Origin of the sequence: Desulfovibrio desulfuricans, from assembly GCF_004801255.1 — a bacterium.
In the GTDB taxonomy this organism is placed as follows: domain Bacteria; phylum Desulfobacterota; class Desulfovibrionia; order Desulfovibrionales; family Desulfovibrionaceae; genus Desulfovibrio; species Desulfovibrio desulfuricans_C.
Window position 1 is genome coordinate 567,043 of record NZ_CP036295.1, and the last position, 18,587, is coordinate 585,629.

At 48.1% G+C, this 18,587-nt stretch carries 20 protein-coding genes; 3 read left to right on the forward strand and 17 right to left on the reverse strand.

Annotated elements, in window-relative coordinates; genetic code table 11:
* Positions 1-6: 6 nt before the first annotated feature.
* The 6 genes from DDIC_RS02240 to DDIC_RS02265 form a co-directional block, all read right to left on the reverse strand.
* Complete coding sequence (locus tag DDIC_RS02240) at positions 7-3,282, reverse strand: AAA family ATPase (RefSeq protein WP_136398944.1); 3,276 nt, start codon at positions 3,280-3,282, stop codon at positions 7-9.
* 11 nt (positions 3,283-3,293) lie between these two features.
* Positions 3,294-4,523: an exonuclease SbcCD subunit D C-terminal domain-containing protein gene (locus DDIC_RS02245; RefSeq protein ID WP_136398945.1), complete on the reverse strand. Its 1,230-nt coding sequence runs from the start codon at positions 4,521-4,523 to the stop codon at positions 3,294-3,296.
* A gap of 4 nt (positions 4,524-4,527) precedes the next feature.
* The gene (locus tag DDIC_RS02250; protein ID WP_136398946.1) at positions 4,528-7,104 is read right to left on the reverse strand and encodes an AAA family ATPase; all 2,577 of its coding nucleotides are present in this window, start codon (positions 7,102-7,104) and stop codon (positions 4,528-4,530) included.
* Between the two features lie 294 nt (positions 7,105-7,398).
* Positions 7,399-7,581: a hypothetical protein gene (locus tag DDIC_RS02255; protein ID WP_136398947.1), complete on the reverse strand. Its 183-nt coding sequence runs from the start codon at positions 7,579-7,581 to the stop codon at positions 7,399-7,401.
* A 16-nt stretch (positions 7,582-7,597) separates the two neighbouring features.
* Positions 7,598-7,879, reverse strand: a complete 282-nt coding sequence (locus DDIC_RS02260; protein WP_136398948.1) for a hypothetical protein — start codon at positions 7,877-7,879, stop codon at positions 7,598-7,600.
* 459 nt (positions 7,880-8,338) lie between these two features.
* Entirely contained in the window at positions 8,339-8,806 is a 468-nt protein-coding gene (locus tag DDIC_RS02265) for a helix-turn-helix domain-containing protein (RefSeq protein WP_136398949.1), read from the reverse strand.
* 38 nt (positions 8,807-8,844) lie between these two features.
* Here DDIC_RS02265 and DDIC_RS02270 point away from each other — a divergent pair, with 38 nt between their 5' ends.
* The 3 genes from DDIC_RS02270 (at position 8,845) to DDIC_RS02280 (ending at position 10,586) form a co-directional block, all read left to right on the forward strand.
* Positions 8,845-9,294 carry a hypothetical protein gene (locus tag DDIC_RS02270; protein WP_136398950.1) on the forward strand — a complete coding sequence of 150 codons (450 nt, stop codon included), beginning with the start codon at positions 8,845-8,847 and terminating at the stop codon, positions 9,292-9,294.
* 21 nt (positions 9,295-9,315) lie between these two features.
* Entirely contained in the window at positions 9,316-9,678 is a 363-nt protein-coding gene (locus DDIC_RS02275; RefSeq protein ID WP_136398951.1) for a hypothetical protein, read from the forward strand.
* Between the two features lie 230 nt (positions 9,679-9,908).
* Positions 9,909-10,586, forward strand: coding sequence for a lysozyme inhibitor LprI family protein (locus DDIC_RS02280; protein ID WP_168732446.1), 678 nt, complete (start codon positions 9,909-9,911; stop codon positions 10,584-10,586).
* Positions 10,587-10,779: 193 nt separating this feature from the next.
* Here DDIC_RS02280 and DDIC_RS02285 read toward each other — a convergent pair whose 3' ends face one another.
* From DDIC_RS02285 to DDIC_RS02335, 11 genes are all read right to left on the reverse strand, one after another.
* Positions 10,780-11,523, reverse strand: coding sequence for an endonuclease (locus DDIC_RS02285; RefSeq protein ID WP_136398953.1), 744 nt, complete (start codon positions 11,521-11,523; stop codon positions 10,780-10,782).
* Between the two features lie 65 nt (positions 11,524-11,588).
* The gene (hxsA2, locus tag DDIC_RS02290) at positions 11,589-11,843 is read right to left on the reverse strand and encodes a His-Xaa-Ser repeat protein HxsA2 (protein ID WP_136398954.1); all 255 of its coding nucleotides are present in this window, start codon (positions 11,841-11,843) and stop codon (positions 11,589-11,591) included.
* An 8-nt stretch (positions 11,844-11,851) separates the two neighbouring features.
* A complete protein-coding gene (hxsC, locus tag DDIC_RS02295) occupies positions 11,852-12,976 on the reverse strand; it encodes a His-Xaa-Ser system radical SAM maturase HxsC (RefSeq protein WP_136398955.1) in 1,125 nt (374 codons plus the stop codon).
* Complete coding sequence (hxsB, locus tag DDIC_RS02300; protein ID WP_168732447.1) at positions 12,963-14,411, reverse strand: His-Xaa-Ser system radical SAM maturase HxsB; 1,449 nt, start codon at positions 14,409-14,411, stop codon at positions 12,963-12,965. Before hxsB ends, hxsC begins: the two co-directional genes overlap by 14 nt.
* Complete coding sequence (hxsD, locus tag DDIC_RS02305; protein WP_136398957.1) at positions 14,404-14,742, reverse strand: His-Xaa-Ser system protein HxsD; 339 nt, start codon at positions 14,740-14,742, stop codon at positions 14,404-14,406. Before hxsD ends, hxsB begins: the two co-directional genes overlap by 8 nt.
* A gap of 117 nt (positions 14,743-14,859) precedes the next feature.
* Positions 14,860-15,483: a YagK/YfjJ domain-containing protein gene (locus DDIC_RS02310; protein ID WP_136398958.1), complete on the reverse strand. Its 624-nt coding sequence runs from the start codon at positions 15,481-15,483 to the stop codon at positions 14,860-14,862.
* 489 nt (positions 15,484-15,972) lie between these two features.
* A complete protein-coding gene (locus tag DDIC_RS14020; protein ID WP_136398959.1) occupies positions 15,973-16,584 on the reverse strand; it encodes a DUF3987 domain-containing protein in 612 nt (203 codons plus the stop codon).
* Entirely contained in the window at positions 16,584-17,030 is a 447-nt protein-coding gene (locus DDIC_RS14025) for a DUF3987 domain-containing protein (protein ID WP_136398960.1), read from the reverse strand. Before DDIC_RS14025 ends, DDIC_RS14020 begins: the two co-directional genes overlap by 1 nt.
* A 2-nt stretch (positions 17,031-17,032) precedes the next feature.
* Entirely contained in the window at positions 17,033-17,791 is a 759-nt protein-coding gene (locus DDIC_RS02325) for a DUF3987 domain-containing protein (RefSeq protein WP_136398961.1), read from the reverse strand.
* Between the two features lie 81 nt (positions 17,792-17,872).
* Entirely contained in the window at positions 17,873-18,139 is a 267-nt protein-coding gene (locus tag DDIC_RS02330) for a hypothetical protein (RefSeq protein ID WP_136398962.1), read from the reverse strand.
* Positions 18,123-18,536 carry a hypothetical protein gene (locus DDIC_RS02335; RefSeq protein ID WP_136398963.1) on the reverse strand — a complete coding sequence of 138 codons (414 nt, stop codon included), beginning with the start codon at positions 18,534-18,536 and terminating at the stop codon, positions 18,123-18,125. The genes DDIC_RS02330 and DDIC_RS02335 overlap by 17 nt, the downstream gene beginning before the upstream one ends.
* Positions 18,537-18,587: the final 51 nt, after the last annotated feature.

Genomic DNA, 18,587 nt, shown 5'->3' on the forward strand with positions numbered 1-18,587 from the left:
TTCAAGTCAACCTGCTTCTACGGCCAGCTCTGTAGCCCCCAACCTGCCGCATCCAGGCCCGGCTATCTGGCTTCTGCCACCGGTTTGAGGCGTTACCTGGATCTGCGTGCTGATCCGCTCCTTCAAGGCGGGCACGTGCGAAATGACGCCAATCAGTTTACCGTCCTGCTGCAAGCCCGCGAGGGTTTCCAGGGCGGTGTCGAGGGCTTCCTCGTCCAGGGTGCCGAAGCCTTCATCCAGAAACAGAGAATCCACCCGGACATTCTTGCTGGCCATATGGGACAGCCCAAGCGCCAGGGACAGGCTGACGATGAAGCTCTCGCCGCCGGAAAGATTTTTCGTGGACCGAATCTCCCCGGCCTGATAGTTGTCGACGACGTTGAGCTCCAAGGGCTGAGCATCGTCACGGGCCAGCAAGTATCGGTCGGTCATTTTCTGCAATTGCCGGTTGGCGTGACCAATCATCATTTCGAAGGTCAGACCCTGAGCAAAATTGCGGTACTTTTTGCCGTCTGCCGAGCCGATCAATTCGTGCAGGTTTTCCCACCTGCGGCACTCTTTTTTCTGGGCTTCGATAGCTGTCTGCTTTTCCTTTATCCGCTCTTTTGCAGCCGCATTTTCACTCAACTTGTGCTTGAGACCGGCAATGATGTCACGCAGCTCTTTCAGGGTCTCCTCTTGCTCCTTGAATTGGGGCTCGAGTTCTTCCAGCGACTTGTCTGTAAGCTTGCGGGCCACCTCCGTGGCCAGGCGCGTTTCCCGATCCTTCTGTCTGGCTTTCAGATCTGTTTGACGCTCATCCAGATCCTTGGCCGTAGCCGCCAGCTCAGCCTTCCGTTCAGAGGAAAGCCTGGCCGCCAAAAATTGTTCTTCATCTGAAAAACCAACGGGCACGAGCGCTGCGGAGAATTCGGTTTCCAGCCTTCTCAGTTCAGGCTCTCGTATGTCGATGCGTTTCTTCAGAGATTCGACATGGGCCTTCGCGGTATTCCATTGTTGTTGGAGCTCATTGTGCCGTTCTCTGACCTGCTTTTCGGAACCTTCGGCATCCGAAATTGCCTTGTTGAAACGACGTTCTTCATCATCGGGATTCTTGTCGCCGTACAGTGCATTGCGCTCATCACTTCCGGTGGCGAGTTCCTTTTTTAAGGTTTCAAGACGCTCCAGCTTTTCGGCCAGGGCGGTGCTTTGAGTTTCGATAATCGCATCCAGCCGCTTCACCTCGCTGTCGATGTCGGCAATCTGTTTCTCGATGTCCGCCTTTTTCTTGACCTGGGCCTGCCACGCCTTCAACCGCGCCTTGAGAGTTTCGATCAGTGATGAAATGTCCGTTTCGGAGATGTCCGCAATACCTAGCGGCTGGAGTTTTGTAGTAACAGCCTGCCTGCGTTCGGCAAAATCGGCACGGAGTTTCACCAGGCCGTCCTTCACCTCGGCGAGGGCTTTCTCGGCAGCCTTCTTGTCATTAGCCGCTGCTGACTCCAGCTTTTCAGCCTCTGTCAGGTTTTTGCGGGCCAGGCTTTCAGCTTCTTCGAGTTTCTTGATGGCGACTTCCTGATCCTCGGCTTTGCTGATCAGCCTAGTCAGGGCGTCGATCTTCTTTTCGGTTTCATCGGGAACAGGGACATTCCCTTCCGCAAATGGGTGCTCGGTTGCACCGCAGAGCGGACAGGGCTTGCCGTCTTCCAGCTTTGCCCGGTGATCTTCAAGCTCCGCAATTTTGGTCAGGAAGGCGATTTCACGCAGCAGGGTTTCCTTCTCGGTGCGGTATTCCCGCAACAAGCGGTCTCCCAGCAACTGGCTCAAAGCATCCTTACCCTGCTGAAGCTGTTTTAAGGCGTCCTCCAGTTTCTGCTTCCGAATGCCGGATTGCTTCTGACAGTCATCGAGTGACTTCGTCGCCATTTCCAGAGTCGTATTGGCTGCTTCCTGCGCAGCGTCTTTTTGAACGATTTCATTTTGTTTGGAGAGCAGGCCGCCGATCTGTTCTTCAATGCCAGCCAGACCACTTATCAGCCATTCATCCTGTGCATGCTCCTTGAGATAGCCGTCCACAAGATCCAGCGTCGCATGAGCCTTGGATCGTTTGTCCTGCTCTTCGAGCCGGGCTTTTTTGTCTGCATCAATTTTTGCCATAGCCTTCTTGCAGCCCTGATCCTCTTCCGATACAGCTTTTTTCTGATCGGCAAGTTTCTGATCAAGTGAGCGAACCTTCTGCAATGTAGGCGCGGCCGCTTTCAGCTCTTCTTTGGCCCGAGCAGTTTGTTGCTCAGCTGATTTCAGTACCTCGGCCTGTTCCTTGGCGGAGGATTCCAGTCCAGGAAGCGCCTCTTCCTCGGCTTTCAAGCCTACACTGTCATCCGCCTGCTGTTTGCGGGTGGCGGTGAGCGTTGCGTATGCGCCGTCCAGCGAGGCGGCACTCAAAGCCCGGCCCAGCTTTTCACGATCCGGTTTGAACGCCTCGATATCGCCCTGCAGCTTGCTCGCTTCATCGGCCAGGTTGACGACTTCCTTCCTCAGCCCATAGATGGTGGTGAGCCAGGCTATGGCCTTCCCGATTTCAGCGGCCCTGGCGGCAAGGTCTGTCTCATCCTTCAGCTTTGCTTCGAGTGCCTGCCCAATCTCTTGTTCCTGCTCCGGCTCAAGAATCACGATGCCTGCCGTTTCAGCCTGAAGCAGGTTCAGTTTTTCCCTCTCTTCGCGCTGGCGTTCATGGGCACGGATGGATATCTGACTGTAGATCTCTGTACCCGTTATCTGCTCCAGGATAGGAGCCCGATCATCCGGTGCCGCTTGGAGGAACGCGGCAAAGCCGCCCTGGGCCAGCAACATGGAGCGGGTAAAACGATCAAAGTCCATGCCGGTAGCGGACTCGATCTGGTCGGCAACCCCTCTGATCTTGGATTCGAAAATCTCGCCGGAATCGGCATTGGCAATTTCGTGCTTCGGGGCCTGGAGCTCGCCATCCGGCTTCTTGCGTGCCCGGTGTTGACTCCAGTGACAGCGGTAACGCCCGGTCTGGGTTTCGAAGGTCACCTCGGCAAAGCACTCGCCGGTCTGGCGGGACATGATTTCGTTTCCGCTCTTGGTGACCTTGTTCAGGCGAGGCGTCCGCCCATAAAGTGCGAGACAAATAGCATCGAGGATCGTGGTTTTCCCCGCGCCGGTGGGACCTGTTATGGCAAAGATGCCATCAGACGCGAAGGCCGGGTGCATCAGGTCGATTTGCCATTCGCCGACCAGCGAGTTCAGATTCTTGAAGCGTACTTGCAGTATTCTCATCGATAGCCTCGCTATTCCGCCTGCACATCGTCTTCATAGAGAGACGAGACCGTTTCCTGGTAGGCCCGAAGCAGCTCTGGCCGCTGCTCTTCGGGCACGTCATGGACGGCGAGGCATCGTTCGAACACGTCGTTCACGTTCAAATCGTCGAGTGTTTCCTCTTCATGGATTTGTCCCAGCACGCGGTTGATGATGCGGTTGTTCTTTATGCGGAGAATTTCCATCTGGGTGCCGGAAATCGCAGCCTCCAGGCGTTCACGCAGGTCGCCGATAACCTCAGTACCGTCGTAAATGACTTCGAGCCAGCCTTGGGAGTCCGTCGCCGACAATTCAAGAATGCGGTTTGAGATGCCGTCCCAGTCTCCTTTGACGCGCTCAAGTTTTTGAAAAATTGGCACATCGATCAGCTGTACGGATGCAGCCGTGCTGTGGAACTCAACCTGGCAAACGCTCTTCTGCTGTTTTGCCTCTCCGAACCCCATGGGCAGAGGAGAGCCGCTGTACCGAATGGTTTCGGAGCCGTTCACCTTTTGGGGGACGTGGAGGTGCCCCAGCGCCAGATAGTTGAAGTAGGCAGGAAAAATCCCGGCAGTCACGTGAGCCAAGGAGCCGACATAGAGTTCGCGCACGCCATCACCATCGACGGTTTGTCCGCCTGCGGTGAACAGATGCCCCGTGCCAACGATGGGAATATCTGCCCCGAGTTCTTCACGCTTCTGTTCAGCCAAAGCCGCGACGGCGGCGTAATGGGTGTGAATGCCTTCGATCAGTTTCCGCTCCTTGTCCTCGGCGCTCTCACCCGCTTCCGCCACGCGGATATCCCTGTCGCGAAGGTAGGGCACGGCGCAGACAATCAATTCCGGAGCGTCCTGCTCATTACAGAGCACCAGTACTTCGTCTTCCGGGGATGCGGTGCTATTACCGACCACGTGGACATCAAGGGCCTTGAGCAGCTCCTTGGGAGCATTGAGGAAGGACGGGGAATCGTGGTTGCCCGCGACGACGACAACATGCCGACAGGATGAGGCGGCCACCCGGCACAGGAACCGGTAATAGAGCTCCTGAGCGCGGTTGCTCGGGGCGCTGGTGTCAAATACATCACCCGCCACCAACAAGGCATCAATTTCATTCTGCTGAATGGTCTCCGCCAGCCAGATCAGAAAAGCCTCGAATTCCTCGTAGCGTTTTCTGCCGTAAAGGGTGCGGCCGATATGCCAGTCGGATGTATGGAGAACTCTCATACTGCTACCCAGTCACCGCTGAGGCGGGGCGTTTCGCGTATTCCTCACGCCAGTTTTTCAATGAAGTCATGTCGGCCAACAGATCGTCTGGCTTCGGCAACTCCACAGGTGATTCTGTTGGCTGCGAGTGTTCAAACCCTGAGTATTTGGTCATGAGCGAATCAAGGAGATTGCAATCCGCGTCCTTCAATTTGGCCAGATCCTTGAGTTTCAACGTATGGACCGGTCGTTGGAATCTTTGAACCACCCCGCACAGCAAATCATTTTCAATAGAGCGCTCCACCAATGTCCTGAAGTCGCTACATATCGACTTCAGCAAGATTTCGGCATGTTCAAACTCGCCGTTTTCACTCGTTTTCTTTGCATCCTGATACCGCTGATTCATGAGTGTGTTCAGGGCGGATTTGATGTCGCTCTGTGAAAGTGGAATGGGAGCGGGCTCTCCGGTCCCCCAGTCTGCAGAGCGAATGCTCACCACATCGGACTTGATGGTCTTTTTCTCGGCAAAATGCCGTACCGTTCCCAGCAAGGAAAGGCGGTGAGTAAAGACAATGACCTGCTTGTCCTGAGACAGCTCGATCAGTCTTTGAACCACGGCCTCCTCATAGCTTTGGTCCAGCGAGGATATTGGATCGTCAAAGATAAACGGGGCCTGGTTGCTCTTTCCGGTGACGTCGGCCAAAAAAGCCGCAATGGAAACGATCCGATTTTCTCCCTCGCTCAGCACATCGGCGAGGCCATTCTGAGAGGCCCCCCGAAGCTGGAGCTTATGAAGGACTCGGCCCTTGGAGACTTTTGATTTCACGAGCTCAACCTTCACCTGAGATGCGCCCAGAGCCTTGAGCTCCGCGTTGAACCGTTGCACGAACGCATCCGTGATCAAGGCTTCTGCCAGCTCCCCTTTCTTCTGGGATAGGGCTTTGGTGTTGGTCGACTTCTTGGCTTCCTGAATCTGGTTCAGCAGATTCAATCGGGTGACTTCTTCATCAATGGCGGTGCGGTGTTCAGACAACCACTTTCTGGCCTGCAGGCTGTTTAGCTTCTTCTTGATCTCCTCACGATTGTCGCTTTTGGCGTCTTCGTCATATTTTGCCGCGAGTTCACCGAGTCTTTTCGACTGGGCGTTGGCTTCTTCGATCCATTTCGGTGAGAGTAGAGGGTCGGGAATGGCGTCTTCGGAATCGATCCCAGGGAGCAGGTCTTTTCTGGCCTGTAATTGAGCAAAGAAATCCGTCACTTGGATGGCGACTTCATCCTGTGGAATGCCAGCCGCATCGATACGTGTCTTCAGCGTCTCCGATGTCGGTAGCGCCTCAATAGTTTGATTGGCGGTCTCGTATTCCTTGGCCGCATCCGTTGCGGCTTTCTGCATTTCGCCCTTCACGAAGTTTTCGAAGGAGATCAACCGCTCCTTGGCCTCTTGGGTCAAGATCTGGTGACAGAGGACACAACGGGAGCCATCGGAAACATTCGGGTACTCGGTTTCTTTGTAGGCAGCCGATACGGAGTAGTTCCGGGCCGCTTCCCAAAGTTCTTTCCAGACATCAGAGCCGATGCCTTCCAGCTCGCTGCCGGAGAACACCTTTTGCGCCGCCGTATCTGCCGCAGTCTTTTTAAGGATCCACTTCTTCTTGGCAACGATGATCCGTCGGTAATTCTCGTCCGATAATTGCTCCAGATACTTTTTGGCATCCTGGACCAGAGTGTCGATATGCTGTTTCTGCTTTCTCAGCTGCTTCGCTTTTTCCGCCGGTGCCTGTTCGGCAAGACGCTGCTGCAGCGTTTGCATCTCGGTCTCGTCAGCGCTGCCAACTGCGCAATGCTTGTCAATGTCCTGGGTGGAGGTCTTGGCGCTGATGGCTTCGTACCAGATACCTTCAGGAGTTGCCTTCTTGTCAGCCGGGATATTCGGCTTTTTGGACTGGTGCCGGTTGGCCTCGGTGTCCAAGGCCGATGCAACCTTTTCGCATGCGAGGATGAGCGAGCTGAAGAACGATAGAACCGGCGGCTCGTAGCTCACCTCGTCTTCGCTGCTGACAAAGACCTTGCCAAACGAGGTGTCGAAAATGTCAACGCTATTGAGGTCATCGCAGATCCCTTGTCCTGACCACGTGTGACTCTTCGGTACGCCGTCCTGCTCAAACGAAATGCAGGCTTTCTGTGCGGCAGCGCCGGGCTTATAGACATTGCGGTGGAGGGTACCCCTCTCGCGGGCTCCGCATACATGTTTGAGGAGTCTGACATAACCGGATTTGCCTGACCCGTTGTTGCCATAAACAATCGTGATATTGCCCTTGCCAAACTCAAGTGGCTTTTTCGGAGCAAGGGCGTTTACTCCTTCGACATCACTGATTGAGCACAAACGCAGGGAGCCTGCTGCGCCCGGGGAGAACGCGGTAGCAGGAAAGGAACAGGTCGTTTTGGGCAGCTTACCTTCGGCTTCCTGCTGGCATAGGGTTGCGAACTCAGAGACATCTTTGTCGGTAAGCTCAGGCTGCTGGAGTAGCCGAGTTGCCGCGATCTGGAGCCACTGGGGGCGCGTTGAAAACCATTGGGTCAGTGATGCCGACATCCCGCTCATGCTATTCCCCCTCAGCTTCCCGCTTGTGCTTAATAAACGTCACCTCGAACGCCCTTGCACGCCCGAACTACTGCTCGCCACAACGAAAGTATGCTGCAAATGAGAAAGGAGAGCAACAGTACCAGGACATTGGAGAGATGAGATGGGGCCTACTAATAATCCTTGAAAGAAAAAAACATCGTTTTTAATGCAATGCTGTGCCCCCTTCCCCATGGGCAGCGATTTTCCACGAAGACACAAGGCCGATACACAGATGGAACCGACCTTGGAACCTGCCCAAATGAGTGTGCGCCATCACCTGAGCCATTCAATGAGATGACTGGCCTCATTTGCTGTCATATCGCCATATTCCTTGCGAAAGTTTATGGAGCAAAGAGCTTCAGCGTCTAGTCCCTGCCGCTCCGCGAGGTCATAGGCATAGCAAAGTTGCTTGTCAGAAGCAGGCTGATTGGCCCTGTGCGGGGTAAAATCGTACATAATCACCTCAAATTTGTCATAATAGTTGAAACTTTTTCCGAATATACGCCATGGCTGAGGCGCGGGTGTAGCCAATCTTTGATCCTGCTCGTACGCGCTCCGCGGGACCTTTGTGCAAAGCGTCTTCGTTTGAGAGTGTTTTGGCTGAAATGAGCCCACCAGTTGCCTTTGCCAGTTCAGCCCGTGATACCACAGGGGGCAATTCCTGTTCGATGGACCTAAAAAAGGCTTCTGTACCGAGGCCATGGTTTATTAGTCTTTCAGAACGCTCAAAATTGCGTTGCCAGTATTGTTGCATGTGTTCTCCTGCATGCTGGGCTAATAAGGGTTGGTGTGGGAATACACATTATAGTTAGTATGATTGAATAGTTACGATTAAAAAAATGTGTACACGCCAAGTTTATGCTTTATTAAATTGGCAGCATAAGAAAAGGCGAGGGATCTGCATGATCCCTCGCCTTTCGTGTACCCATTAAAATGTGTTTAGATTATTTTCTCAGAGCCTTGTTACACGAGAAGTGGAAGCAAAACGATTACCCAAGAATCACTCATGGCTTACTCCTTGTTCGTATAAAAGAGTTTTGAAAATCTCTATAGCAATTCAAAAATATTGATTTTTACGAATTTAATCAAGGAGATTCATGTTGAACAGCTTCGCTGAGGCTGTCTCCACGGCTAAGACTAGGGGACAATAGAGGCTAGCGATAATCTTGTTGTCAGCAACAATCAGACGTTCTGAAGGATCACCGCGAAATTCTTAATTTTTTTCACGGTCACGCAAAAAATGTATGAGTTGAGCGGCTTGCCGGTGAACAAAAACACGCTGTTCATCAGAAAGAGCACTAAAAAGCTCTGCCAGCGATGCCGCATAGAAGTCAGCCGACTCTTGTGGTTCAGCAAAGAGATCAACAACTCTGCAGTCCAGTGCATCTGCCAGGTTTTGCAAACGTTCGAAGCGAGGCGCAGTTTTCCCCTGTTCCATGCGTGATAACGATTGCTGCCCAATTCCGACTTTCTCTGCAAGCTCTTCCTGAGACATTCCCAATGCCCTACGGCGCTGAAAAATTGCCTGTCCAACTATCTGTGTCAAAGAATTGGGCCGCTCTTTCACCGCATCCTCCTCCAGTAATTCAGAGTAAGAGTTTATGCGGTCCAAGTGGTATTGACATGTATTAAAAAGAGTGATTTTACTCATTAAAAGAGTAAAATCACTACAGCTAAGCATATCAACCCCACAGAAACACAGGTAGCCAGGAGGGATAAATGACAAATGGCGTAACTATTTTGGGAAGAGTGACCTTAATGGTGGTCGTTGCCCTCTTTCTATGTGCGTGTGGATCAAGCGGGAACAACCTCGAGAAATTGCACGGCAAGTGGCAAATGGACAAAAAGGCTACTGTTGAGCTGAGCAAAGAATTTGGCAAAATGTCCAAAGAAATGAAGGCAGAGCTGATAGGAAGGCTGGGGCAGCATGGTCTCGAGTTTGATGTTTTCGCAAAGGATATCTTGTTTGTTTTTGACAACGCAACTCATGGGACGCTGAGACTACCTTTTGAAGTAAAAAAAGATAGCGGTGATACTATCAGCATATCCGTAAATCGAGAGCCGCCTACAAAAATTACCTTCGAAAAGGACAATAAAATTATCGTGGATTCATCTCGCCTCCAGCATGTGACAGGCATCCCAGAAATGGTTTTTGTAAAAGTAAAGTAACTCCATTTGAAAGGACATGACATGAGTGATGAAGTAAATGGTGCAGGATTTATTGGAGATTGTATCCGATATATGGTGATTTCGGGTGTGTTGGCATTGGTGGCAGTCATCTACAACGCCTTTGCTGGCAAGGAAAGTTATGGTTTCTGGGGAAGCATTGCTATTCTTGCTTTTTATACCATAATTCCGGCCATTGGTGCTGCCATCGGCAACTTACTGCGGAAGATTGCTATGCCCATGTTCATCGTTACCAACGGTGGTATGGGGGGACTGCTGAAGGCCAAGGCCTTCTGGGCCTTTGGCCCGCAAATTATTGGCTGGATCTGCGGCGCGGCCGTTGCCATTGATCTGTTGAATAAATGGTTCGGATTCCATTTACGATAACAGGCGAGAGACTGTGAAGGTGAAGAATTGCAGAGTAGCTGCGAACCTCAAGGCTGGTCGCTGCTCTACATGATATAGTTTAATGGAGCATAAGATCAACTTTTTGCCTAATGTATTTTCTAATGCTGCAATGCATTTTTTCATAACTGCGAATCTTGTACGATGTCGCCTTGGTATCCGTTTTTTTAAAAAAAGATAAATTTTCTATGAATATGTTTTCGAGGAGACAAATGAGAAAAGCATCCTTACTTGCAATACCCCTGGCGATTGCTTTGATATTGTCGTCTACTTCTTCCTTCTCCGCAGAGATACGCGATCAGGGCAAGGAAGCACACACGCTTAAACTGACTGACGCCCTGCACGAAGAGTTTTTGGCAGATGAAGACTATGCCTTGGCAGATGCCCTTCTCAACGCCACATGGAAGCAGGTTAAGCTGAACGTCAGCGAAGACCAATACAAGAAGCTCCTGCAGGAACAGAGGAAGTGGACTTCCAGTGGGCGGGACGAAGCTGCAGGCATTCATGCGTCATCCATGCCTCCTAAGGCTGCTTTTATTAGGGCGATGCAGGACCGTACAAACTCCTTACTTCGAATTGTACGCATACCCCCGAAAGCTGGTGTGTACTCAAGCCCAAATGCCACTTTCACCGTTCGCATAAATGAAGCTGGATATGCGTCAATCACTGTAGAAGGCAATGCTGAGGACGGACAGGGGCACTCCTGTGAGTTCACAGGGAAAGGAATCATCAACACTTATGACTGGACAACTCTGACCCATGATGATTTTCCCAACTTCTATTTACTATTTACACGCGCTGGGGCCGAACTTGTATATGCAACCGGTGGAATAAGCCAAGGGTGTGGCGCAGGAGTTAACTTTAATTACAGCTATACACTGGATAAATAGACAACATCAATACCATGTAATTTGCATTGGCTTTCTGGCAACAGCATCTGAAGTTGTCAATGCAGAATATCATGTGACCATAAAAATGAAATCCCATGCAGCAATGCGCTGCATGGGATTTCATAATCTACTAATTAAATTACCGCATCCATATTTACCCATACGGTTCAGAATTCATGTGCCATAAAATGGCTTACCATAGACCGACTTGCTGGCATGCAGCTTTCACATATTTATTCTCATTGCCCTGCAATGCTTCAATCCGTCTCGCTCGCGTACATTCCCAGCTATCGACAGGGTATTGACGATCCCAGGCTTCCATCAATTGCGCTTGTTGATGGCTCATGTGATATCGCGGTCCATAGGCATCCTGCATGTAAAGGTAAGTGCGTGCAATTTGCCCACGAGAACGGACTGGGGGCTCTGCCTTTCGGTCGCTAATTTTCATCTCACAAACACCAAAGGTTGATGCTTCGCCTGGCAAAACTGCATAGTTAAAATTTGACCGGAGAGCGTTCACTGCCCCAATTGCCGGAAAAAGATTATACATGTCGGCCTGCATGTAGCGGTATTCAATATTAACTTTTTCTGCACATTTTCGGCCTTTAAATGGCTTTCCCTCATGAATGCATTCTGGTGACCCGGTTCGCCACTCTTCAAATGTTTGTCCAAAATTTTCAGCTGGAAGCGAATGCTCCCATTCTATTTTGGCAGCTCGTTTTTCATGTTTGGGGGTGGTGAATCCTTCTGGCAAAACTACATTCCCACGCTCATCGTACGAGGCACCGCAATAAAAGGTGACCCTGTGGTCAGCGTACACCTGTGAGAGCATTTTTTTAGCATGACCAAAGCTATCATTGGTTGTATTTCCACCAGCAGCACCTACAGAAGGAAAAAACATTGCCAGCAGAGCTAAAATCAAGATGCCTTTGCGCATTATTCATCCCTCTTAATGGCAAAAAGGGGTTGAGCTTATTTCTCAACCCCTCAACTAAACACCCGTTAATAACGGCTCGAATAATGGCTTCTGTGGCTGCTATGACTACTGTGGCTGCTATGGCTGTAGTGAGCTGCTATCAAACCACCATCTTTGTTTTGATCCAGGACATCCGAAAAAACGACATTTTTCGCCGTGGTTGTTTTTGTCGTTCCTTCAATCTGGGGTAACGAGCTTGCCTGTACCTCGGTTTTCCCAATGCCCAGGCCTGATGCAATGACACTGGCAAACAGGAAAAGCAAATAGATTACCTTCCTCATTCTCCCTCCTATATTGGTTTAACCAGCTCAGCCGGAAGAAAAGCAGATGTGCTAAAAAATCCCGCGCACGCAGCTTTTTCCCGGCATTGGTCACACTGGGATGGATAAAATTTTTTCCATGATGAAATTGACTGACGGGCAAAGGGCCAAATACGCTCATCACACTGACATAGGGGAATATTGTACACCGAAACAGGCAAGCCTCTTCTATGCATGAAGAGCACAGCCTTTCTCAGATTTTCGCGATAGTCATTAGGAGAAATGCCAACTTCACTGTAATTGAGGCTTGCCTCGCCATGTACTTCCATGCCCATGAAAGCATAATGAGAGCAAAACGGGAAATAATTATAAAGATGTTCTGAAAAGCCAAGGAGCCGATTCCAATTCAATTTTGTGACGACATGGCGGATTTCAAGATGACATCCACATTTAGCAAGATTATATATTCCTAATTGTGTCTTTGAATAACTTCCATTTTTACCAACAATTTTATCATGAATTGTGTCAATATCAGAGTGAAGAGAAACACAAAATTTGACATTTTTATTTGTTATGCTTGCCACACGTTGAGTAAAATTAATGTCAAAAAATGTTTTACCATTTGTCAGGATGTCAATAATTGCGCTTGGATGTTCAGAAACGCAACGATTAAGCACTGCTAAAAAATCATTACCCAAGAGAGTAGGCTCTCCACCAGTGATGCAAATATGCCGAACAGACTTCAATTTAATGAGATCAAGAACTTTATTGGCTTGCTGAATTAAGCGCTTATCATGCTTTTTTGGTGGTTGCGGGCACATCATGCAATGGCAATTACATGCTTCAGTTAGGAATAAAGCGTTTTGATTCGAGCTTTCTTCCCATAAAACAGTTGCATGCCCATCATTATCGAGGCATACGATGTCACCTTCGTGTAGAAAAGAAATATCATCCGCATCATAAATGCTGTCTGGGTAGAAAAAAGCCCTTTGGGGGCCTGTTGTTATGCATCCAGAATAACCAAGCGACTTACTAGTAATTGCATCAGATACAAGAATTGCCTCTGACCGAGCATAAAATGGCTTCCCAGTAAAAGACAATTCTCCAACTATCGGAGAGAACATGCGTGAGGCTTTTCCGCTAACAGTTCTCATGGCGCTTCACCAATTCAGGATTCTTAGTTATCCAACTCCAAATAATATCCATTTCTTCATCTGTCGCATTTTTCAAAATTGAAAACAAGCCATCAAAAATCAGTCTATGTTTTTCACAGAAAGGGGAGCCGCGCATAGCTCTGAGTTCATCGCCAGTCTCAAGATAATTGCGCACAGGGTCGGTGCCGCAATAGGCTTGATATGCACACCAAGCACAACTTGGCGTGGTTTCCACGCAAGCTTTTGCCGTCAACTGTTTCAGCTTCACTCCGGAAAAAATTTTCTCATATGTGTCTGCTAACACATTGCCAAGGGAAAAATGTCGGTCACCCATTCGTGCCAGCATTCTGGCCTCATCAGAAGGAAAAACAGATCCATCAAAATCATAGATCACACCGCTTATTCCACAGCCAGAAGGCGACTGTAGATCAACAAATCCCGTGGAAAATGGCGTCAAAATCCTTGAAAAGAGGAGAGTTGCAAAATGCTCTGGAAAGAAGATTTTTTTATTGAGTTGAATGATATATTTCAGAGCTTCTAGGTAGTTATCCACAAAGCTCCGCATGTCATACCCAAGAATATTAGCTTGCTCCGCTGCAAACCCATATGGATTTAGCGAGCGGATAAATATGCCGCCCATTCCCTGAAGGACGTATTCATCAATAACATCTTTGAGGCAATTTACAGAATATGCCGTAGTAGTCATGAGGGCATCTACACCATCAAAGCCAACAATTTCACGGGCCAAACTGAGTTTATCCACAAACTTTCTGTAGGTGCCATCCCCAATTCTAGCTTTGCGGCACTTGTCGTGAATGTCAACCGGCCCGTCTAAAGACGTTGATATTGCAACATCATGCACTCTGCAAAATTCAAGTTGCTCTTTTGAAATCTCAATAAGATTAGTGCAAATGACGAAGCTTACTTGCTTGTTGGTTTTCTGGGCCACACTTTTCGCATATTTGACTGTGTGCTCAATAATTTTCCAGTTCAGAAGAGGCTCACCACCTTGAAATTCAATCTTTGGGTGGGAAGTAGGAGCACAGAAAATCATGTCAACAATCTTTTCTGCTACATCCTCACTCATGTCATACGAATGCGCATCTTGCTCAGCGCAAGATACTTGGCAATATTCGCAACGCTGATTGCAACGAAGCGTAATGACGAGCATGTGAAGCGTCGTGAACTCTCTTAGAAACAATTTCCGCGTACGATATCTTGCTGCAATCTTTTCAAGTGAAACTTCAAAATCATCTTGGGCCAGAAATAGTTTTGACTTGAGATCCAAAAATACGTCTGAATTTTCATCAAGCTGGTGTCTGACAAACGCGTCAAAGCTGTAATCAGCAAGAAAATAATAATCACCACATTCATTAACTATTAAGACTTCATTTTTTTGAAATCGCTTAAATTGAAAAGGAAGAATTCTATACATCCCTCTTCTCCACCGAAGAAAATGCATATCTCACAATGGTCTTACGGACTTCTCCAAACTCTTTCACCAAATCCAAGCGAACCTGTTGATCGATAAGGTCGTTCATCATGCCTTTCAAACATTCGACAGCTATCAAGCTTCCATCTTTTGTGGACACTGTGATTTCCACATCTCGCTCCCCAGAAGGCTGCACAGAGACCCAATAGCTATCAGAATAGTTGTTCGCAACTGTGAGCACGCAATCTCGCTCAAAAAAATCTTTACTTGCTATAATAACACCCTTTTTGCCATCATCTTTAGTAAAAAATGGAGAAGTTTGATGATCACCCATATTCGCCTCTCTTTATTTTTCTAAGGTTCTTCGCGACTGCTCTTGCATCATGCTGCCTGCAAGATTCGCGAGACCCCCAAACGGTAAAAATATTTGGGGGCTCGGTCAAAGAAAAAGCTAGTTGTTCCTGAACTTTTTCCTGAGCAGAGGGATGCTGCTGATTCTGGTCATGCCAAAGTCTCTGAATCCATCGTTGTAAAAGCCTTTGGTGTGGTTCTTCGCCAAATACATGGCTTGCCGTACAACGGCTTCAATCTTGTCTTCGTAGTTGAGGTCATCACTGCGCAGGATGATGCCATTAGCTTGCCTGTTGCCGTCAGGGTCTCTGTCACAATAGTGGATCAGCCCTTTAGGGTCCACATCGAGTATCCTGCCCCATATCTCTTCTGCTGACTTGATGTAGGGATAGTACCTGCAAGTCTTGTTGCCATCGAGCAATAACATGCAGTGATAGTGTTGATTGTCACTTTTGAGAGATTGCTCTCTTACCCAAAAATACGCTGGTGACACTCCATTGCGTGAACACTGTTGAATAAGCAGCTTCATGAGAGCTGACATGTCGCTGTTATCTTCAACAGTAATGAATCTTTGTGGATAAGTGGTATCAAAACGAACAATCATGGTCTTGCTAAATGTATTTGTATATTCTTCAAGCAATGAGAACAGTTTTTGTGAAACAGTGCCTCTGTATATGATTGGATCGTAATCTTTAATCATCTGTGAAAAATTGATGCTGTTCATTTTCCTTCTCCGCTTGTAGTTGTGTGATTAATTTGATTTCTATTTAATTGTGACACTCTGTTCAATTTGAAAAATATATCATTTCTGTAGATTCACAATGCTTATTACAAGCCTTATTGTTGCAAACATTGTTGCACTGACAACGTTAATATGCTTGTTATTGATAATTCTTATATAAGTAATACAATCATACCTTCAAATTATGCACAGGAAAAACCTGTAGATAAATAAAATAACCCTAGGTAAAGTGCCCGCTTTTCAAAATATGAATTTGAGGGAATTAACTTTACATATCATTCTCAAAATAAAAATGATTATAACCTTATGCAGCAGATCTAAGTTGCGGGGAGTTTGTAAATATGATGGGCTTATCAAGCTGAGACAAGAAAACTCCCATTTTGCCTTAAAAGAAGACAGAAAAAGCGCCTAGAAGGTCATCCTAGACGCTTTTTTGATGCTCAGATCGGGATTTTCTGTCTTTTTCTGAGCTTAGGCATAAGCGAAGAAATCAGGGTGCAGCGCAATTTTAAGGTTATTAGTTGCATCATCGTAGACAGCTAGGTAATTATGCTCATCAAGAAGCTGCAAGGCGTTATTGACCTCCTTAGATTTAACACCAATGCGCTGCTGGATAGTTGTCGAATCTATGCCATCATCAAGGATTTTATCCTGCTCCCAGCTATCCACGATATTTTTAAGGCTCTGAAGAATCTTTTGGGCAGTACTAAATGCTGTCAGTCCACAGGGGTCATAAGCATACCGAATATGCTGAAAGGACGCGCGAACAAGATCAATCCCCAGCTGCATTTCGGCTTCAGTAATTAGATGTAGATGGGGGTCGTCATGGCTCCATGCATGAATGTCCCAAGCAAACCGCACTGCTTGCCCATGTGCTTTTAACAAGCATGGACGAGCTGCTTCTGGCATTTTTGGAAGGATATCCCAACGAATGTCGTCCTCAAATCGCTTGATAAGCTGTAGAGCTTCAGGTGTGACACCAACCTGAAACCGTTGAGCATTTTTATCTTGTGTATGGAATAATCCCAGCAACTTAGTGATTTTTCGATTGTAGTCATCAGTGGTCAAGTTGGTTACGCCCATTACAGTGATCCTCCATGAAAAAATGGCACAAACCGTGCTGTTACACCGACTTCGTTCAAGTTTTCATTGCAATAAAACGTGCTGGCAATCGTAGGCTGGACTAAATTAACCATGGGTAGTGCCGGATGTGCCAAATAAATCGGTTGCCGAGCATTTTCGTAAACAAAGGGTTCTTGAGTGTGCCCTCGAAGGAATAAGTTAACGGCGTCCGACGAACTGATAAGATTGCTCTTAATCATACTGCCTTCAGCGGTTATACTTCCCTGACACTCACCCTGAGCTTGCATTGTGACTGCAATTTTAAATTGTGTTGCCTTATCCACCAGCAACTGAACAGGGGGATGAATGCTTTCTTCAACGTCTTGAAGAAGTTTTTTTTCAAATTTTAATGATTCATTGACTGCTTCACGTATGAGTTCAACATCTTGATCTATAGCCGAGCTCATAATTATTCCTTTTCACCGTTTAAGACAGTTACAATTTTTTGATGGGCACGTTTCTCTGCGGCCTTCTTCAGCAAAGTCAGTTTTCTTTTTTGATGCCTCATACGAATTTCGGCACCATCATTGACTTGAGCGCAATATTGCTCAAAAGGCATGCGCAAAAATGACGCAAGTGATGACTTTCTAGTTCCGGAGCTCGAAACATGAAGCAGCATGTCGACGGCAGGTTCCGACCACTCTGGAGTCAATGTTATCGAAACGCGGCCCCAGGTTGCTATCGAAACGGACCCAAGGATTGCTAAACATATACCTAGAGGATCTAGCCCAGTATTTTTTGCTAAACATTTAGCGATGTTCACGAGACTAACGGGCAGATTCCTTACAACACGTGAATCAAATTGGGGCTGCAAAAGAGGCCTGATCTTGTACCTGGCAAGACTTTGCCGCGCCCGAACGATATTTAGCCTGCGGGTCCTTTCTTCACTATTTTTTCTGCTTTCCTTCAGAGCTTTAACCAGCCGATTTTCTTTTTCTAACTTCTGAAGCAGATCATCGCTGTTGTAGCTAGCATCAAGTTCAATCGGCGGAATATATTTCGCCAAAGATGAAGGTCCCGCCGGATGACCCTTGAATATAGGCTTATTAACGAGCCGATGATCTGATTTTTCTATTTTCCGATTCACAATGACGCGCTGCAGGTTAATGGCTTGGCTGGCCATCCCACCATTGCTCTCAGCGGCATCTACGAGGTTGTCAAAACTCATGGGAAACACTCCGTTGGGTTTAGTGATTGGCCTTGATGGGAACCCGCGTTCCCATCAGGCCGCTTTAGTTTAAAACAACAGCTACTTCTTGAGAGTAATGGCCATTTCCATTTCTTCGGGAATTACCTCAAAGCGATAACGCGCTTTGAAGGTAATCGTCTCTATCCTTTCAAGCTTTTGGGGAGAGGTACTTACAATATTGTCTAGAGCTGAACTAAGCATGTTTGCCGTAGTTTCGCGGACTGTCGTAACGATGCCAGACGAAGAAAATTCCGGGGAAAGAATTTCCACATCAATAGCCTCATTTTTGGAGAAAGCCATGTTTTCAGCATTAGCGGGCAAGTTCATTTTCGTCTCCAGTTCTGTAAGGGGTTAAGAGCGTGCCGCGCTCGGTATGCTCCACACGAATGTATTCAACAGAATCGTCAGCAAATGAGAGCACGGACCTAATTGGCGCAGATGCCACAGTCAGTTCGTACAAAGGGACAATAGGGGTGAGCTCTCCTGTCATGAATGCGTGCGCAAGCATCTCGTGAAACTGAGATTTACTGAGGTGATGCCGCAGCATGATTGCAAGGCTTGGATGCCCTGCCCAGTAATCAGCTGCGACCGCTGCACGCTTTGCCTTTTGGGCCTCGGCTGAAAGACGGTTGCGCTTTTTTGAAGATATGGAATTCACCTCATTCTTTTTGGGGGGCGTCGTAGCCCCGGCCGGGGAGGCCTCCATGAATTGGTCATTAGCCATAGGTGTGTCTTCCTTTAGCTCTCTCCAGCAGCAGAGGCTGGAGAGAGTCTG

What these genes read in the sequence shown, in the direction of transcription:
- DDIC_RS02280 (WP_168732446.1), top strand. Translation starts at nt 9,909, where the DNA reads ATGAGAAAAGCATCCTTACTTGCAATACCCCTGGCGATTGCTTTGATA.
- hxsA2 (WP_136398954.1), bottom strand. Translation starts at nt 11,843, where the DNA reads ATGAGGAAGGTAATCTATTTGCTTTTCCTGTTTGCCAGTGTCATTGCA.
- DDIC_RS14020 (WP_136398959.1), bottom strand. Translation starts at nt 16,584, where the DNA reads ATGGGCGTAACCAACTTGACCACTGATGACTACAATCGAAAAATCACT.
- hxsC (WP_136398955.1), bottom strand. Translation starts at nt 12,976, where the DNA reads ATGAGAACTGTTAGCGGAAAAGCCTCACGCATGTTCTCTCCGATAGTT.
- DDIC_RS02275 (WP_136398951.1), top strand. Translation starts at nt 9,316, where the DNA reads ATGAGTGATGAAGTAAATGGTGCAGGATTTATTGGAGATTGTATCCGA.
- DDIC_RS02255 (WP_136398947.1), bottom strand. Translation starts at nt 7,581, where the DNA reads ATGTACGATTTTACCCCGCACAGGGCCAATCAGCCTGCTTCTGACAAG.
- DDIC_RS02260 (WP_136398948.1), bottom strand. Translation starts at nt 7,879, where the DNA reads ATGCAACAATACTGGCAACGCAATTTTGAGCGTTCTGAAAGACTAATA.
- DDIC_RS02265 (WP_136398949.1), bottom strand. Translation starts at nt 8,806, where the DNA reads ATGCTTAGCTGTAGTGATTTTACTCTTTTAATGAGTAAAATCACTCTT.
- DDIC_RS02335 (WP_136398963.1), bottom strand. Translation starts at nt 18,536, where the DNA reads ATGGCTAATGACCAATTCATGGAGGCCTCCCCGGCCGGGGCTACGACG.
- DDIC_RS02310 (WP_136398958.1), bottom strand. Translation starts at nt 15,483, where the DNA reads ATGAACAGCATCAATTTTTCACAGATGATTAAAGATTACGATCCAATC.
- DDIC_RS02250 (WP_136398946.1), bottom strand. Translation starts at nt 7,104, where the DNA reads ATGAGCGGGATGTCGGCATCACTGACCCAATGGTTTTCAACGCGCCCC.
- DDIC_RS02245 (WP_136398945.1), bottom strand. Translation starts at nt 4,523, where the DNA reads ATGAGAGTTCTCCATACATCCGACTGGCATATCGGCCGCACCCTTTAC.
- hxsB (WP_168732447.1), bottom strand. Translation starts at nt 14,411, where the DNA reads ATGTATAGAATTCTTCCTTTTCAATTTAAGCGATTTCAAAAAAATGAA.
- DDIC_RS02270 (WP_136398950.1), top strand. Translation starts at nt 8,845, where the DNA reads ATGACAAATGGCGTAACTATTTTGGGAAGAGTGACCTTAATGGTGGTC.
- DDIC_RS14025 (WP_136398960.1), bottom strand. Translation starts at nt 17,030, where the DNA reads ATGAGCTCGGCTATAGATCAAGATGTTGAACTCATACGTGAAGCAGTC.
- DDIC_RS02330 (WP_136398962.1), bottom strand. Translation starts at nt 18,139, where the DNA reads ATGAACTTGCCCGCTAATGCTGAAAACATGGCTTTCTCCAAAAATGAG.
- DDIC_RS02240 (WP_136398944.1), bottom strand. Translation starts at nt 3,282, where the DNA reads ATGAGAATACTGCAAGTACGCTTCAAGAATCTGAACTCGCTGGTCGGC.
- hxsD (WP_136398957.1), bottom strand. Translation starts at nt 14,742, where the DNA reads ATGGGTGATCATCAAACTTCTCCATTTTTTACTAAAGATGATGGCAAA.
- DDIC_RS02325 (WP_136398961.1), bottom strand. Translation starts at nt 17,791, where the DNA reads ATGAGTTTTGACAACCTCGTAGATGCCGCTGAGAGCAATGGTGGGATG.
- DDIC_RS02285 (WP_136398953.1), bottom strand. Translation starts at nt 11,523, where the DNA reads ATGCGCAAAGGCATCTTGATTTTAGCTCTGCTGGCAATGTTTTTTCCT.